Source organism: Achromobacter sp. UBA5777, from assembly GCF_002418565.1.
In the GTDB taxonomy this organism is placed as follows: Bacteria; Pseudomonadota; Gammaproteobacteria; order Burkholderiales; family Burkholderiaceae_B; genus Achromobacter; species Achromobacter animicus.
In genome coordinates, this window is record NZ_DIEJ01000034.1 from 42,173 (window position 1) to 58,339 (window position 16,167).

At 66.2% G+C, this 16,167-nt stretch carries 14 protein-coding genes and 5 pseudogenes; 11 read left to right on the forward strand and 8 right to left on the reverse strand.

The features are described from left to right. Positions 1-24 precede the first annotated feature (24 nt). From B3446_RS02140 to B3446_RS02160, 5 genes are all read left to right on the forward strand, one after another. A complete protein-coding gene (locus B3446_RS02140) occupies positions 25-1,140 on the forward strand; it encodes a high-affinity branched-chain amino acid ABC transporter substrate-binding protein (RefSeq protein ID WP_105238831.1) in 1,116 nt (371 codons plus the stop codon). A gap of 191 nt (positions 1,141-1,331) precedes the next feature. Next, complete coding sequence (gene livH, locus B3446_RS02145) at positions 1,332-2,258, forward strand: high-affinity branched-chain amino acid ABC transporter permease LivH (RefSeq protein WP_175121627.1); 927 nt, start codon at positions 1,332-1,334, stop codon at positions 2,256-2,258. After that, positions 2,258-3,493 (forward strand): high-affinity branched-chain amino acid ABC transporter permease LivM, encoded by a 1,236-nt coding sequence (locus B3446_RS02150; RefSeq protein ID WP_175185331.1) that lies wholly within the window; start codon positions 2,258-2,260, stop codon positions 3,491-3,493. The genes livH and B3446_RS02150 overlap by 1 nt, the downstream gene beginning before the upstream one ends. Continuing rightward, positions 3,490-4,257 (forward strand): high-affinity branched-chain amino acid ABC transporter ATP-binding protein LivG, encoded by a 768-nt coding sequence (gene livG, locus B3446_RS02155; protein ID WP_175121625.1) that lies wholly within the window; start codon positions 3,490-3,492, stop codon positions 4,255-4,257. Before B3446_RS02150 ends, livG begins: the two co-directional genes overlap by 4 nt. Continuing rightward, complete coding sequence (locus B3446_RS02160) at positions 4,257-4,958, forward strand: ABC transporter ATP-binding protein (RefSeq protein WP_175122001.1); 702 nt, start codon at positions 4,257-4,259, stop codon at positions 4,956-4,958. The genes livG and B3446_RS02160 overlap by 1 nt, the downstream gene beginning before the upstream one ends. Before the next feature lie 49 nt (positions 4,959-5,007). On the opposite strand, the pseudogene B3446_RS02165 reads toward B3446_RS02160, so the two are convergent. The 3 genes and pseudogenes from B3446_RS02165 to B3446_RS02175 form a co-directional block, all read right to left on the reverse strand. Next, positions 5,008-5,698: pseudogene (locus tag B3446_RS02165) on the reverse strand (aspartate/glutamate racemase family protein). Positions 5,699-5,768: 70 nt separating this feature from the next. Then, positions 5,769-7,220, reverse strand: coding sequence for an N-acyl-D-amino-acid deacylase family protein (locus B3446_RS02170; RefSeq protein ID WP_291377106.1), 1,452 nt, complete (start codon positions 7,218-7,220; stop codon positions 5,769-5,771). Positions 7,221-7,229: 9 nt separating this feature from the next. After that, a pseudogene (locus tag B3446_RS02175) lies at positions 7,230-8,067 on the reverse strand (Bug family tripartite tricarboxylate transporter substrate binding protein). Between the two features lie 155 nt (positions 8,068-8,222). On the opposite strand from B3446_RS02175, the pseudogene B3446_RS28530 reads away from it, so the two are divergent. Further along, positions 8,223-8,618: pseudogene (locus B3446_RS28530) on the forward strand (LysR family transcriptional regulator); the annotation flags it as partial. 82 nt (positions 8,619-8,700) lie between these two features. Next, positions 8,701-9,090 (forward strand): LysR substrate-binding domain-containing protein, encoded by a 390-nt coding sequence (locus B3446_RS28535; protein ID WP_414632399.1) that lies wholly within the window; start codon positions 8,701-8,703, stop codon positions 9,088-9,090. A 33-nt stretch (positions 9,091-9,123) separates the two neighbouring features. Here B3446_RS28535 and B3446_RS02185 read toward each other — a convergent pair. Further along, a pseudogene (locus B3446_RS02185) lies at positions 9,124-9,664 on the reverse strand (glutathione binding-like protein). Positions 9,665-9,814: 150 nt separating this feature from the next. Between B3446_RS02185 and B3446_RS02190 the strand changes: the two are divergent. Next, complete coding sequence (locus tag B3446_RS02190; protein WP_291377108.1) at positions 9,815-10,978, forward strand: PQQ-dependent sugar dehydrogenase; 1,164 nt, start codon at positions 9,815-9,817, stop codon at positions 10,976-10,978. Between the two features lie 5 nt (positions 10,979-10,983). Next, the gene (locus B3446_RS02195; RefSeq protein ID WP_175121618.1) at positions 10,984-11,622 is read left to right on the forward strand and encodes a glutathione S-transferase family protein; all 639 of its coding nucleotides are present in this window, start codon (positions 10,984-10,986) and stop codon (positions 11,620-11,622) included. A gap of 11 nt (positions 11,623-11,633) precedes the next feature. Here the strand turns inward: B3446_RS02195 and B3446_RS02200 are convergent. Both B3446_RS02200 and B3446_RS02205 read right to left on the reverse strand, forming a co-directional pair. Next, positions 11,634-12,507 (reverse strand): annotated as a pseudogene (locus tag B3446_RS02200) (DMT family transporter). A gap of 73 nt (positions 12,508-12,580) precedes the next feature. After that, entirely contained in the window at positions 12,581-12,958 is a 378-nt protein-coding gene (locus B3446_RS02205) for a DUF423 domain-containing protein (protein ID WP_175121616.1), read from the reverse strand. Positions 12,959-13,200: 242 nt separating this feature from the next. Between B3446_RS02205 and parS the strand changes: the two genes are divergently transcribed. Both parS and B3446_RS02215 read left to right on the forward strand, forming a co-directional pair. After that, positions 13,201-13,671 carry a type II toxin-antitoxin system Xre/ParS family antitoxin gene (parS, locus tag B3446_RS02210; RefSeq protein WP_191578705.1) on the forward strand — a complete coding sequence of 157 codons (471 nt, stop codon included), beginning with the start codon at positions 13,201-13,203 and terminating at the stop codon, positions 13,669-13,671. Next, positions 13,668-14,180, forward strand: a complete 513-nt coding sequence (locus B3446_RS02215) for an RES family NAD+ phosphorylase (protein ID WP_191578706.1) — start codon at positions 13,668-13,670, stop codon at positions 14,178-14,180. The genes parS and B3446_RS02215 overlap by 4 nt, the downstream gene beginning before the upstream one ends. A gap of 126 nt (positions 14,181-14,306) precedes the next feature. Here the strand turns inward: B3446_RS02215 and B3446_RS02220 are convergent, their stop codons facing one another. Both B3446_RS02220 and B3446_RS02225 read right to left on the reverse strand, forming a co-directional pair. Then, positions 14,307-15,368, reverse strand: a complete 1,062-nt coding sequence (locus tag B3446_RS02220) for an alcohol dehydrogenase (protein WP_291377112.1) — start codon at positions 15,366-15,368, stop codon at positions 14,307-14,309. Positions 15,369-15,435: 67 nt separating this feature from the next. Continuing rightward, a partial coding sequence (locus B3446_RS02225; protein WP_291377114.1) for an ABC transporter substrate-binding protein occupies positions 15,436-16,167 on the reverse strand: 732 nt, incomplete at its 5' end.

Below are 16,167 nucleotides of genomic sequence, written 5' to 3' on the forward strand. Positions count from 1 at the left end.
CAAAACCTCGCTGGAGAACTCCGCATGAAGTTTCTGAATCGCCTTACCCCGGTAGCCATGGCGCTTGGGGCACTTGCCTTGGCTGGCGCCGCGCACGCCGCCGACACGATCAAGATCGGCATTCCCCAGCCCATGACCGGTCCCAACACCCAATACGGCGACCAGATCCAGGCCGGCGCACTGACCGCCATCGAGACCATCAACGCCAAGGGCGGCGTCAAGGGCAAGAAGCTCGAGCCGATCCTGATCGACGACGGCTGCGAACCCAAACAGGCCGTGCCCGCCGCCAACCGCGTGGTCAACTCCGGCGCCAAGTTCGCCGTGGCCCATGCGTGCTCGGGCGTCACGGTCGCCGCCGTGAAGGTCTACGAGGAAGAGGGCATCGTCGGCATTACCCCGGGCGCCACGTCGCCGCTGGTCACCGACACGATCAAGCCGCACTTCTTCTTCCGCACGATCGGCCGCGACGACCAGCAGGGTCCGTACGCCGCCGGCTACATCGCCAAGACCTTGAAGCCGCAGAAGGTTGCCGTGCTGCACGATAAGCAGACCTACGGCTCGGGCGTGGCCACGCAGGTCAAGGACGCGCTGGCCAAGGAAAAGGTCAACGTCGCGCTGTTTGAAGGCATCAACGTCGGCGACAGCGACTACTCGGCCATCATCACCAAGCTGAAGTCCTCGGGCGTGGACCTGGTCTACTTCGGCGGCTATCACCCCGAGCTGGGCCTGCTGCTGCGCCAGGCGCGTGAACAGGGCCTGAAGGTCCAGTTCATGGGTCCGGAAGGCACGGCCAACCAGGATCTGGTGGCGATCGCCGGTCCGGCCATCGACGGCCTGCTGGTCACGCTGCCCGCCGACTTCACCAAGCTGCCGGGCAACGAAAGCATCGTCAAGGCCTTCAAGGACGCCAAGCGCGATCCGGACGGCGCCTTCCAGATGCCGGCCTACGCCGCGGTCCAGATCCTGGCGGACAGCATCAACGCGGTCGGCGAAGATCCGGCCAAGGTCGCTGACTACATGCACAAGACCACGTTCAACACGGGCATCGGCAAGGTCGAATACGATGCCAAGGGCGATCTGAAGGACTTTGAGTTCGCCGTCTATAAGTGGGACAAGGACGGAAAGAAGACCCAGCTGTAAACTCGCGATCCCGCCGGCGTGTTGCCGGCGTGTAGGGCCTGCTGTCTCCGTCTTGCCGTAATCCGCGTAGCGATGCGCCAAAAGCGCTGTGCGGCCGGCAAGGCGGCGCCGGCAGGCCCTTATAAAATACGCCCAGGTTTCCGGCTCCGGGTCTCACTACCGGAGCCGGAACTATTTGGAGCAATGGAATCATGTCCGACCTCATACCCCAACTTACCCAGCAATTCTTCAACGGATTGTCCCTGGGAGCGATCTATGCGCTGATTGCCATCGGCTACACAATGGTCTACGGCATCATCGGTATGATCAATTTCGCCCACGGCGAAATCTATATGATCGGCGCCTATGTGGGCCTGGTCACCTTGACGGCGATTGGCACCAACAGCGGATTGCCGACCCCGTTCATCATCGCGGCCATGCTGCTCGTGGCCATCACGGTAACCGGCATCTACGGTTTTTCGGTCGAACGCGTGGCGTATCGGCCGGTGCGCGGCAGCCCCCGTCTGGTGGCGCTGATCTCCGCCATCGGTATGTCCATCTTCCTGCAGAACTGGGTGGCCCTCGGTCAGGGCGCGCGCGACATGGCCGTGCCCTCGCTGGTGTCTGGCGCCATGCAGTTCCACATGGGCTCGGACTTCGATGTGACGGTGCCGTACTCGCGCCTCATGATCATCGTGGTGACGGTGGTGCTGATGATCGCGCTGACGCTGTTCATCAAGTATTCCCGCATGGGCCGCGCATCGCGCGCCTGCTCGCAGGACATGCACATGGCCAACCTGCTGGGCATCGACACCAACCGCGTGATCTCGTTCACGTTCGTGATGGGTGCGATCCTGGCGGCGGTCGGTGGCGTGCTGATCGCCATCACCATCGGCAAACTCAATCCCTTCATCGGCTTCCTGGCCGGCATCAAGGCCTTCACGGCCGCGGTGCTGGGCGGCATCGGCAGCATCCCCGGCGCCATGCTGGGCGGTGTGTTGCTGGGCCTGGCCGAAACCTTTGCGGCTGCCTACATATCGTCGCAGTACAAGGACATCGTGGCGTTCTCGCTGCTGGTCCTGATTCTGCTGTTCCGTCCCACCGGGCTGCTGGGCAAACCTGAGGTGGAAAAAGTCTGATGTCGACCAACAATCTCAAAAACGCCACGATGGCGGCCGTGCTGACGGCGGTCATCGTCACCCCGGTCTTCGGTCTGCAGCTCATCCGCCAGGGCGCGCGCACGTCGATGGAGTCGAACTGGTCGCTGGTGGCGCTGGCCGCGGCGGTGGTGTTCGTGTTCCAGCTGCTGCGGCCGTGGCTTGCCATGCCGTTCAAAAAGTTGAAGACCAGCTTGCCGACGCTGTCATCGGCGCCGGCCCGCAACCACAAGCCGCTTATGTTCTTGCTGCTTGCCATTGCGGTGATCTGGCCGTTCTTCGCGGGCCGCAGTTCGGTGGACATCGCCACGCTGGTGCTGATCTACGTGATGCTGGGCCTGGGCCTGAACATCGTGGTCGGCTTTGCCGGGCTGCTGGATCTGGGCTTCGTGGGCTTTTACGCCGTCGGCGCCTATACCTACGCGTTGCTCTATCACTGGGGCGGCTGGAGCTTCTGGGAAGCGCTGCCGTTTGCCGGCGCGATGTCGGCGCTGTTCGGCTTCGTGCTGGGCTTTCCGGTGCTGCGGCTGCGCGGCGACTACCTGGCCATCGTGACGCTGGGCTTCGGTGAAATCATCCGCCTGCTGCTAATCAACCTGAACCAGGTCACCGGCGGTCCGGACGGCATTTCCGGGATTCCCAAGCCCACGTTCTTCGGCCTGGAAATGACGCGCCGTCCCAGCACCGAGGGCGGCACGACGTTCCATGAGTTCTTCGGGCTGACGTTCCAGAACCAGGACATGGTGATCTACCTGTACATGATGGCGCTGCTGCTTGCGCTGGTGACGCTGTTCGTGTCCACGCGCCTGATCCGCATGCCGGTCGGCCGCGCCTGGGAGGCGCTGCGCGAAGACGAGATCGCCTGCCGTTCGCTGGGCCTGAATCCCACCCGCATCAAGCTGTCCGCGTTCACGCTGGGCGCCATGTTTGCCGGCTTTGGCGGCGCGTTCTTCGCGGCGCGCCAGGGCATGGTGAATCCGGAGTCCTTCACGTTCATCGAGTCCGCGCTGATCCTGGCCATCGTGGTGCTGGGCGGCATGGGTTCGCAAGTCGGTGTGATCCTCGCTGCCATCCTGCTGACCGTGCTGCCCGAACTGGCGCGCGAGTTCGCCGAGTACCGGATGCTGATGTTCGGTCTGGTGATGGTATTGATGATGATGTGGCGTCCGCAGGGGTTGTTGCCCATGAAGCGTCCCCACGTGGAGCTGGCTAAATGAGCGAGGCATTGCTGAAAGTTTCCGGCCTGACCATGCGGTTCGGCGGCCTCCTGGCCGTCGACAGCGTGGGTTTCGAGGTCATGTCCGACGAGGTCTTTGCCATCATCGGCCCAAACGGGGCGGGCAAGACCACCGTGTTCAACTGCGTGGGCGGCTTTTACGCGCCGACCGCCGGCGAGATCATCATGGACGGCAAGCCCATCACGGGTCTTGCCAGCCACAAGGTGGCGCGCCATGGGCTCGTGCGCACGTTCCAGAACGTGCGCCTGTTCAAGCAGCTGACGGTGCTGGAAAACCTGCTGGTCGCGCAGCATACGCAGGTGGAATCCCGCCTGCTTCCCGGCCTGCTCAAGACCCGTGGCTACCGCCAATCTGAATCCGAAGCGCTGTCGCGCGCGGCGCAGTGGCTGGATTTCATGGGCCTGCGCGAGTTCGCCAATCGGGAAGCCGGCAATCTGGCCTATGGCCACCAGCGGCGCCTGGAGATCGCGCGCTGCATGATCACCAAGCCGCGCCTGCTGATGCTGGACGAGCCCGCAGCCGGCCTGAATCCTCAGGAAAAGCGCGATCTGCAATCGCTCATCGACCAGCTTCGCCGCGAATTCGGCGTGGCCGTGCTGCTGATCGAGCACGACATGAGCCTGATCATGGGCATTTCGGACCGCATTCTGGTCATGGAACACGGCAAGCCCATCACGACCGGCACCCCCGAGCAGGTGCGCAACGACGAGCGCGTCATCAAGGCGTACCTGGGGGAGGAATGATGCTGAAGCTGGAAAACATACACACGTACTATGGCGCCATCCAGGCGTTGAACGGCGTGTCGGTGGACGTCAACCAGGGCGAGATCGTCACGCTGATCGGCGCCAACGGCGCGGGCAAGACGACGCTGCTGATGACCGTTTGCGGCAACCCCCGGGCGCGCGAAGGCAAGATCACGTTCGAAGGCGAGGACATCACGAACAAGGACACGCACCACATCATGCGCAGTGGCATCGCCATTTCGCCTGAAGGGCGGCGCGTGTTCAAGGACCTGACGGTCGCCGAGAACCTGATGATGGGCGGCTTCTTTTCGAAGCGCGACGAGATCGAGGCGGGCATCGACCACGTCTACGGGCTGTTTCCGCGCTTGAAGGAACGCGCCAGCCAGCGCGCCGGCCTGATGTCGGGCGGCGAACAGCAGATGCTGGCTATCGGCCGCGCGCTGATGACCCGGCCGCGCCTCTTGCTGCTGGACGAACCGACGCTGGGCCTGGCCCCGCTGGTGATCGCCCAGATCTTCGACATCATCCGCGAGATCCGGGAGCAGGGCGTGACCGTGTTCCTGGTCGAGCAGAATGCCAACAAGGCGCTGGGCGTGGCGGACCGCGGTTACGTGCTGGAAAACGGCCGCGTGGTCCTGCAGGACACCGGCGCCAATCTGCTGGTCAACGACAAGGTCCGCAAGGCGTACCTGGGCGGTTGACCTCTTCCCCGCGAAGGAAGTGGGCGCATCGAAAGATGCGCCCTTTTTTTTAAGCGGCGATGCGTTCGGCCGGCTGGTCGGCCTGGTAGTGCGCGATGGCGGCGCGGGCGAGGGCGTCGATGGAGTCGGTGAGCGTCACGCCCAGGCTGGGGCGCAGGGCGTGCGGCACGGCCAGGGGCAGTTCCGTGCAGCCCAGCACCACGGCGTCGGCGCCGCGGGCCTTCAGGCGCGTGATGCATTCGGCGGCGGGCGCGAAGGCGTCTTCGAGCTGGTTGCCCTTGACCGCACGGATCGAGCCCATGCAGAAGCGTTCGACTTCGTCGTCGTCAGGCACGATGCACTCGTAGCCCTGGGCTTCGAGGNNGACGCTGGTAAAGGCCGAGCTTGAGTGTCGCGGCGGTGCCCATCAGGCCGATGCGGCCGCTGGGCAGGCCAAGGCGGCGCAGGTCTTCGATGACCGCTTCGATGATGTGCAGCACCGGCAGACGCGTGGACGCGGCGATATCGTCGAACCACAGGTGGGCGGTGTTGCACGGAATGGCGATGAGCTGGGCGCCGGCCTGTTCCAGGAAGCGCACGCCATCGACCATGTGGGGCAGGGGATTCTCGCCGCCGGCCATGTAGGCGCTGGAGCGGTCGGGAATGCGGGGATCGTTGCGCAGCAGGGTGGGGATGTGTTGCTGGTCAACCGTGGCGGGCGTCAGCGCCGCCAGGCGGAGGGCAAAGGCCGCGCCGGCCATGGGACCCATTCCGCCCAATACACCCAGGTAGCAGCCCTGGGAAAACGTCTTCACTTTAAGTACTCCGTGCTCATGCATCACCGGGCGTCAGGACCTGGCCCGGGCGTTCGGTGCCCGTCCGTTCCCCGTCCCAGACCTGCCTGCCGTTGACCCACACGGCGTGGATGCCCCGGCTTGCCTGAATGGGCGCTGAAAAAGTGGCCACGTCGGTGACGGTGGCGGGATCGAACAGCACCAGGTCAGCATGATACCCCTCCCGGAGCTGGCCGCGCCCGGCGACGCCGTACTGGGCGGCGGCCAATCCGGTCATCTTGTGGATGGCGGCTTCGAGCGACAGCAGGTTCTGCTCGCGCACCATGGTGCGCAGCACGTTGGTGAACGTGCCCCATTGGCGGGGGTGCGGATGGGGGTCGAAAGGCAGGCCGTCCGAGCCGACCATGGTCAGCGGGTGGGCGAAGATGCGCTTGACGTCCGCCGGGTCCATCAGGAAATAGATAGCGCCGGCCGGGGCCAGCCGGGCGACCGCGGCTTCGTCGTCCAGGCCCAGCTCGGCCATGACGTCACTGAAGTCGCGGCCCGTGGCCTCGGGGTAGCCCGTGGACCAGGTGATCATCGTGCGGCTGGCGAGCCGCGCGCGGTCCAGCCGCAGCATGGTCGAGGTGGCGGGATAGGGATGGCAGTCCAGGCAGACGGGCTGCGCGGCCGCGGCGCGGCTGATGAGGTCCAGCGTTTCGCGGGTGCGGCCGTGATTGCGTTCGCCCGCCAGCTTGTGATGCGAGAAGACCACGCGGGAATCGGTTTCGCGGCCGATGAGCAGCGCCTCTTCCATGGCAGGCACGATGTGGTCGGCCTCGTCGCGCAGGTGCGTGGCGTAGATGCCGGCGCGGCCGCGCAGCGGCTGGCACACGTCGATGATCTCGTCCGTGGGCGCGGCGCTGGCCGGCGGATAGAAGGTGCCGGTCGATACGCCGAACGCGCCGGCGTCCAGGGCCTCCTGCATCAGTTCGCGCATGGCGGCCCGTTCCGCGTCGTTGGCCGCGCGCGAGGTGTCGTCCATGACGGCGACGCGCAAGGTGGTGTGGCCCACCAGCGGAATCACGTTGACGGCGGCGGGCGTGTCGCGCAGGGCGTCCATCCAGGCGCGGAAGGAGCCAAAGCGGAACAGCGCCGGCGGACCCAGCAGGTCGAGCGGCTGCGGGATCTGCCTGCGCGCGAGCGGCGCCAGGCTGATCCCGCAGTTGCCGGTGACGACGGTGGTGATGCCTTGCGACACCTTGGGCAGCATGTCGGGATGCGCCAGCAGGTAGCCGTCGTCGTGGGTGTGCGAGTCGATGAAGCCCGGCGCCAGGACCTGGCCCCGGCCGTCGATGACCGGCACGCCGGCGGGATGGGCAAAGCTGCCCACCGCCGCGATGCGTCCGCGGCGCACGGCCAGGTCGCCCTGGGTGGCGGGCCCGCCCGAGCCGTCGATAAGCGTTGCGCCCGCGACGATGAAGTCAGCCTGCATGGTGTCTGCCGTCATGAAGCGTGCTCAGTCGAGTTTTTCGATGCCGGCGTTGTCGATGATCTGCTGCCACTTGGCGGTTTCGCGATCGATCAGCTTTTTGAAGTCGGCGGGGGAGCCGGTGGCCGGTTCGGCGCCCAGCGTTGCCAGGCCCTGGCGCACTTCCNNCCAGCGTGGGCACGTCGGGCATCAGCGCCAGGCGCTTCAGGCTGCTGACGCCGATGGCGCGGACCTTGCCGCTCTTGACCAGCGGCGCGGCCTCGGAGGTGTTGACGAACAGGTAGTCCAGGCGGCCGCCCAGCAGATCCTGGATGGCGGCGGGGCCGCCGTTGTAGGGGATGAACATCACGTCCAGCTTGGCCATGCTCTTGAAGAGTTCGCCGCCCATGTGGCCGGTGGTGCCGACGCCCGACGCGCCGTACGACAAGCGGCCCGGCTCCTTGCGGGCTCGGTCGATCAGTTCCTGCACGCTGGTGACGGGCGAGTCGGCCGGGACGATCAGGGCGTTGTACAGGTCGAACATGTGCGCGACGGGCGTCAGGTCCTTGTCCACGTCGTACGGCAGGCGCTTGAACAGCGAGCGGTTCACCGCCAGCGTGTTGATGTTGCCGTAGCCGACCGTGTAGCCATCCGGCGCTGCGCGCTTGATGAGCGCGATGCCGATGTTGCCGGCGGCGCCCGGGCGGTTTTCGATGACCATCGTGGCGCCGGTGTCGCGGGCGATCTGCGTGGTGATCAGGCGCGACAGCACGTCGGGCGAGCCGCCGGCGGCGGACGGGACCACGAAAGTGACGGGCTTGTCGGGATAGCCGGCGNNATTTCCCCTGGTTTTGTTTTGTGGAGCGGGCAGATTACACCCGGCCATGCGGCACTGCGTCATCGAAAAATGTCTCAAACCTATAATCCCTCGTTATTGGAAAAGGGGAAGAAATGGAAGCCGATGCGTATGCCGACGAGGCCGGGCCGAGCGCCGGGCGGCCGCTGAACCTGCGCCAGATCGAGGTGTTCCGCGCCATCATGATGGCCGGCTCGATCAGCGGGGCGGGGCGCATGCTGCACGTGTCGCAGCCGGCGGTGAGCCGGGTGCTTGCCCTGACGGAAAGCCGTCTGGGCTATCGGCTGTTCGAGCGCGTCAAGAGCCGGCTGTCCCCTACGGCCGAGGCGCGGCGTCTGTATGCCGAGGTCGAGCAGGTATACGGCGGCATACAGCGCGTGAACGACCTCGCCGCCAGTTTGGGGCAATCCGGCGCGGGCATGCTGAAGATCGTGGCAAGCGCCAGTTTCGGGCAGCGCCTGATCCCCATGGCGCTCGAGCGGTTTCGCGGTCGCAATGCGGGCGCGCGCGTCGATTACCGCAGCGTGACGTTCGACGAACTGGCGGCGTACTTTCTGTCGGGCCAGGCGGACATCGGCATTTCCATGCAGCCGCCGGATCATCCGAACCTGACGTCGGTCCGGCTGGCGCGGGTGCCGGTGGTTTGCGTGCTGCCGCCCGGGCATCCGCTTACCAGCCACGACGCGGTGCGGCCGGAAGACTTTTCGTCGGCGGCGTGGATCGGCTATCCGCGCGATACGCCCCTGGGCCGCGCGTTGCAGCCGTTCTTTGGCGAAGGCCCCCACTGNNGCGGCGGCGATCGAGGTGCATTCGCCCGTGACCGCCTGTTCGTTCGTGCAACAGGGACTGGGGCCAGCGCTGGTGGATGCCTGGTGCGTCACGCCGGACCAGGCCGCGCACATGGCGCTGCGTCCGATCACGCCCGAGGCCAGCGTGGAGATCTGGGCGACACATTCCAATCTGAGCGCGCCGCCCCTGCTGGCGCGGCGCTTTCTGGCCGCCGTCAAGAAGATCCTTGAGAGCGAGGCGCTGCCCGGCGTGACGCCGGAATAGGGCTTCCGGGCGTCAGCCGGGCAGCGCAGACCCTTACAGCCCCTCGGCCTGCATCGCGGCCTTGACGCCGGCGTTGGCCTGCATGCGCTCGAAGAACGCGGACAGGTTGGAAAGGCCGGTCAGGTCCACTTCCTTGGCGTGCGCCCAGCGCAGCACGACGAACAGGTAGGCGTCGGCAACCGAAGGCGCGTCGCCTGCCAGATAGGACTTGCCCGCCAGCTGCGCGTCCAGTTGCGCGAACAGCTTGGTCAGCAGCGCCGAGGCTGACGTGGCCAGTTCCTTCTGCGCGCCTTCGTCCTTCAGGNNCTTCGGCGCGCGAGCGCGCGGAGCCGTCGCCCAGCAGCGTGCTTTCGGGCGCCTGTTCGGCCAGGTATTCCAGGATGGATACGTTCTGCGTCAGGGTCCAGTCGCCATCGGTCAGCGCCGGCACGGCGCCCATCGGATTGATCCGTAGAAACTCGGGCTCCTTGAGCGCCTCGCGGCTGAGCTTGTGCGTTTCATACGGCTTGCCGATCCACTCGAGCACGATATGGGAAGCGAGCGAGCACGCGCCGGGCATGTAGTACAGTTTCATCTGTCGGAGACTCCTGGAAGGAAGAACGGGAGAGCTCCCGTCCGTGGGCGCTATGGTACGCCAACCGGGTATGCCATTCGCGAGTGGTCCCGCGTCTCTCTGTCATGCCTTCCGCGCCTGCTTTTCAATCTGTCGCCGCCGGAGATGTCCATGCAGTCACGCACCGCCGCGAGCACGCGCGCGATTCCCTTTCTCTTGTCCTTGACCCTGGCCTGCGCCGCTGCGCCCGCACTTGCGCAAGCCTCGCAGGAACCGCCCTCGGCGCCTGCGCGCGTGATGCCCGTTGTCGGCGGCCTGGATCATCCCTGGTCCATGGCGTTCCTGCCCGACGGCGGCATCCTGATCACCGAACGTCCCGGGAATCTGCGGCTGTTGCGTACGCCCGGCGGGTTGTCCAAGCCGCTGACCGGCGTGCCCAAGGTGGCCGCGCGCGGCCAGGGCGGTCTGCTCGACGTGGCGCTGTCGCCAAACTTTGCGACCGACCGCTACGTGTATCTGTCGTATGCGGAGTCGGACGGCGACAAGAGCGGCACGGCCGTGGGACGCGGCCGGCTGGCCGACGATGCCAGCGGACTCGAAAACTTCAAGGTCATCTTCCGCCAGGAACCCAAGCTGTCGTCCGGGCTGCATTTCGGCTCGCGCCTGGTGTTTGACGGCAAGGGTTACCTCTACATTGCGCTGGGCGAGAACAACCAGCGGCCAACCGCGCAGGATCTGGACAAGCTGCAGGGCAAGGTCGTGCGGCTCAAGGCCGACGGCGCGCTGCCTGACGACAACCCCTTCGTGGGCAAGCAGGGCGCGCGGCCCGAGATCTGGTCGTACGGCCATCGCAATCCGCAAGGCATGGCGCTCAATCCCTGGACCGGCGAGCTCTGGGAAAACGAACACGGGCCGCGCGGCGGCGACGAGATCAACGTGGTGCAGCCGGGCAAGAACTATGGCTGGCCGCTGGCGACCTACGGCATCAACTATTCGGGTCTGAAGATTCCGGAAGCCAAGGGCGAGACGCTGCCGGGCATGGAGCCGCCGGTCTACTGGTGGCCGAAATCGCCCGCCATCAGCGGCATGGCGTTCTATGACGCCGACCGCTTTCCGGCCTGGCGCAATTCTCTCTTCATCGGCGCGCTGGGTAACCAGAACCTGATCCGCCTGACCGTCGACGGCAAAAACGTGGTCGAGAAGGAAAGGCTGCTGGTCGACCGCAAGCGCCGGATCCGCGACGTGCGGCAGGGGCCGGACGGTTATGTGTATGTGCTGACGGACGCTTCCCCGGGCGAACTGCTGCGGGTGGCGCCGGCCGAAACAGGAGGGTGACCGTCATGAAGACCTATGAGCTCATCGGGTCCGCGGGGTGCGGCTCCGCCATCGTCGAGATGGCGCTGGTGCTGGCCAATGTGCCGCACGTCCTGACGGACGTGCCGTACCTGAAGCCCGGTCCCGAGCGGGACCGGCTGCTGCATCTGAATCCGCTGGGGCAGGTGCCCACGCTGATCCTGCCCGACGGCGAGGTCATGACCGAGAGCGCGGCGATGATCCTGCATCTGAACGATCTGGCGCCGCAGGCCGGTCTTGCCCCCGCACCGGACAAGCCGGAACGGGCGCGCTTTCTGAACCTGCTGGTGCGGGTCGTGGCGGCGGTCTACCCGACCTTCACGTACGGCGACGATCCCGCGCAGTGGACGACGCCAGGCGATGCGGTGGACCTGCTGCGCGAACGGGTCCACACGCGCCGCGCCGAGTTGTGGCAGGAGCTGGAACGCCAGGCCGGCGCGCCGCACATGCTGGGGCGGCGTTTTTCAGCGCTGGACCTGTATGTGACGGTCATGACGCATTGGCGTCCCGGCCCGTCGTGGTTCAGCGCGATGTGTCCGGCATTGACCGCTGTCGCCCGCGAAGCAGCGTTGGAACCGAACGTGGCCCGTGTGTTGCGGCGGCACTTTCCGCCGCCCACCGAATAACGCGGGCAGCTTCAGGTGGCGGCACGCCGGCGCGATTTGCCGCGCGCTTCGCGCACGGCGATGTACACGCCGCTGCCGGCAATGAACACGGCGCCCAGGTACGCATAGGCGTCGGGCGCCTCGCGCCAGAAGATCCATCCCAGGATCGTGGCCCAGACCAGACCCGTGTAGTCGAAAGGCGCCACTACAGACGCGGGCCCGATGCGGAATCCCTGCGTGATGAGCGCCAGGCCCAACGTGCTGAACAGCGCCACGCCGCCAAAATAGGGCAGGTCTTCCATGGCCGGCGCGCGCCACACCCACGGCAATCCGATCGCGCTGCACACCAGTTGCCCCAACACGATGTAGAAAGTGGTGGTCAGCATGCCTTCTGCCCGGTTGATGCCGCGCGCGGTGATCATCATGACCGCGTAGAGCAGGGCGGTGGTCAGCGGCAGCAGGGTGGCGGCNNACGCCGGCAAAGCCCGCCAGCACCGCCAGCCAGCGCTTGCCGTCCACGCGTTCCTTGAGGATCAGCACCGACAGCGCCGTGACGAACAGCGGCGCGGCGAACGCGATGGCGGTGGCCTCGGCCAGCGGCAGCGCCTGCAATCCCAGATAGAAGCAACAGGCCGAGACCACGTTGATGGCGCCGCGCGTCAGGTGCAGGCCGGGATGCGTCGTGCGCAACACGCGGCGTCCGCCCAGCCACAGGGCCAGCGCGGTCACGAAGGGCAGCGCGATCAGCGCGCGCAGAAAGAGGATCTGCAGCGGGTTGTAGCTGGCGCCCAGCCATTTGGCGTTGGCGTCGCTGAGCGTCAGAAAGAAGATGCCGCCCGCCACGCAGGCGATGCCTGCGGCGGCGGAATGTTCACGGACGGCGGGTAATGCGGTGCTTGGGGACATCTGAAACCTGCAAGGGTGGCGGTTCCTGCCGCCGGAGGGTGAAGAACGGATGGGTAAAGAACGGGAAGGGCTTTCAGCTCTGCGCGCGGTAGGCGGCAATGGCGACCATCGCCCAGGCGGCCAGGAAGGCCGTTCCGCCGAACGGCGTCACCGCGCCGAGCCAACGGGTGCCGGTCAGCGTCAGCAGGTACAGGCTGCCCGAAAACAGCACGATGCCGACGAACATGACGACGCCAGCGGCCGACAGCAGCGGCGACCCGAAGCGGGCGCCCAGCAACGCGATGATGAAGATGCCCAGCGCGTGGACCAGGTGGTACATGACGCCGGTCTGCCAGACGGCCAGCAGTTCTGGCGTCAGGATGCGCTTGAGGCCGTGCGCGCCGAACGCCCCGGCGCCCACTGCCACCATGAGATTGATCGCCGCGAGTATCGTGAGCTGCCGGTCCGTCATTGCGTGTCCTTGAGAGAAATGCGAGGGGGGGTTTTGCCGCCGCCTATGATAGGCCCAAATATGGTGCACGACGGGACCGCGGACGGGGGCAAAGCACTGCATGCGGCCGGCACGCCGTACGCCACCTTGCAGGCCGATTTCCAAATGGGATATTATAAATTCAATTTGGTAATTCAGCCGCAGTGCACGCTTGGCCGGTTCCTCCGGCTTTCGCTTCGTCCACGCGGCGTCCGGAGCAGATCATGACCATCGCGCTGACCGACAAATCGCCCGCCAAGCGCGGCGCCTCCACCAAGCGCCCGCCGCGCCCCAGGCAGCTTTTTCGCGGCCTGATCGACAGTCCGCTGACCGACATTGCCCGGGATGTGCACCGCGGACTGCCCGCGCAGATGGTCGACGATGCCGCCGATTACCTGCAGGTGCCCAAATCGGAAATCATGGCGATCACGGAGGTCAAGGCGGCGTCGCTGTCGCGCTGGACGCGCGAAGGGCAGGCGCTGCCGCTCGGTGAATCCGACCGGCTTGCCCGCGTCGCCCGCGTGGTGCGTGTCGCCCGTCAGGTGTTGGGCAGCGACGAAGAAGCGGTGCTGTGGCTGAACACGCCCGTGCCGGCGCTGGGCAACGTCAAGCCGCTGTCGCTGCTGACGTCGGACGCCAGCAGCCGCATCGTCGAAGACACGCTGGCTCGCGCCGCCGCGGGCGTTTACGCATGACCGATTACGTTTCGCTCTGGCGCATTGGCACCACGGCGGGCAAGTACCGGGCGGACGACCTCTCCGGCGCCGGCGCGGCCGCGGTGGGCGGACGCTACAACAGCCCGGGAACACCGGTGGTGTATGCCTCGGCCAGCGTCGCACTGGCGGTGCTGGAAACGGTGGTGCATTTTGCGGCGCGCGCGTCCGAGCACGCCAACCGCTACCTGATCGAACTGGCCGTGCCCAATGGCATCTTCGAAGCGCGTCAATCGCTGTCGCTGGCGCAACTGCAGGACGATTATCCGTTCTGGGACGCGGTGCCCTTTGCCGAAGCGTCGCAGGCCGTGGGCGACAACTGGGTGGCGTCGGGCGTGTCGGCGCTGCTGGAACTGCCCAGCGCGATCGTGCCGTACCGCGGCGTGCCGGACTGCAACTTCCTGATCAATCCGGCGCATCCGGACGCCGAGGATATCGTGGTGGTGCGGCGCGAACGCTTCATCTACGATCCGCGATTGCGGCCGGCGTAGGCGTCCAAAGGTAGGCGACCCAAAGCAGGCGTCCAAAGCGAGCGTCCAAAGCAGGCGTCAAAATTCAGGCGTCAAAAAAAACGCGCCCGCTGCCGGGCGCGTTCAGTCGCAATCGCCGCAAAAGCCTCAATCAACCGTCAACACCGCCCGGCCCACGACCTTGCCTTCACGCAGCGAGGCCAGCACGCTGTCCGCCTCGGCCAATGCGTGGCGGTGGACCGGCATCGGCGGCACCTTGCCCGCCCGCACCAGTTCCATCAGTTCCTTCAGTTCGGTCAGGTTGCCCACGTAGCTGCCGATGATGGACAGCGCCTTCATCGGAATCAAGGCGATGGGCCAGGTGGAGCCGCCGCCGAACAGGCCAACGATGATGAGCTTGCCGCCCTTGGTCAGGAAGTCGAACGCCAGCGACGTGGTGGCCGGTGCGCCGACCAGATCGATCGCGGCCCGCACCGGCTTGCCACCTGCCGCCTGCATGATCTGCTGCGCGGCGTCGGGGGCGGCCCCGTCGATGGCCGCCAGCGCGCCCGCATCCAGCGCCGCCTGGCGCTTGGCGGGGTCGATGTCCACCACGATGGCGCCCGCGCCACCCAGCGCCTTGATCAGCGTCAGACTCATCAGGCCCAGGCCTCCCGCGCCGAAGATCACGACGGGATGCTCGCGGTAGATGTCTGCGCCGATCTTCTGCAACGCGGAGTACGTGGTGAGACCCGAGCACGCGTAAGGTGCGATCTGCGCGGGGTCCAGGTCGCCGATGTCGATGAGGTAGCGCGGATGCGGTACGACGATGTGGTCGGCATAGCCGCCGGCGCGATGCACGCCCAGGCAGGCGGGCGCGGTGCAGTGGTTTTCCATGCCGGCGATGCACGACGGGCATTTGCCGCAGCCGATCCAGGGATAGACGAGGTAATTGCGGTCGGTGGCCAGGCCCTGAGCATCGGGGCCGGCCGCCACGACGGCGCCGACCGTTTCATGGCCCATGGTCAGCGGCAACGACACGCCCCGGTCCTTGAGCGACAGGGTCCTGCCCTGGCCCAGGTCGTAGCCGCCTTCCCACAAGTGGATATCGCTGTGGCAAACGCCGGCCGCGCGGACCTTGAGCAGGACCTGCGACCCTTGCGGCGTGGGGGTGGGCTGGTCCATTTCCTGCAGAGGTTCGCGGAAATTGACGACGCAATAGCACTTCATGGTTGTCTCCCTTATGTAATTGCTTGCACCCTGCGGCCGGACCGGCATCCGGCGCACCCGGCGGGACCTATTTCTTGACCAGCGGGCATTCGCTGTCGGCGAGCGACACGAAGACCTTTTCGCCAGGCACCGTGGACAGAATGCGGTAGTAGTCGTTCGGATGCTTGGACTCGGCGGGCTTTTTGACCTCGACCAGATACAGGTCCATGATGACGCGGCCATCCTCGGGGCGCACCCGGGCATTCTTGATCAGTTTGGTGGTGATGGGCAACTCGCGCATCTTCTTGTTGACCACCGTGGCATCAAAGGTACCGGCGGCCTGCGCGGCCTGCAGATAATGCGTGGTGGCCACGTAGCTCAGGGCCTGGACGATGGACGGTGCGCGCGTGACGCCCATCTTCTTTTGCCAGCGCTGCGTCCAGGCGCGGGTGTCCTCGTCGGCATCCCAGTAGAAGCCGGTGGGGAAGGTGAGCCCCTGCGCAACGGGCAGCCCCATCGCGTGGACGTCGTTGATGAAGGTCAGGAACGTCAGCATCCGCTGCTTGCCGCCCGCCAGGCCGAACTCCTGCGCCTGCTTGATGAGATTGACCAGGTCGCCGCCGGCGCTGGCCAGGCCCACGACGTCGGACTTGGACGACTGAGCCTGGATGAGGAACGACGCAAAGTCCATCGCGCCAAGCGGATGGCGTGTGCTGCCCACGACCTTGCCCCCCGCGGCCTCGACGAAGCGTGATGCGTTGCTTTCCAGCGATTTGCCGAAGACGTAGTCGGTGGTGATGAAGTACCAGCTCTTGCCGCC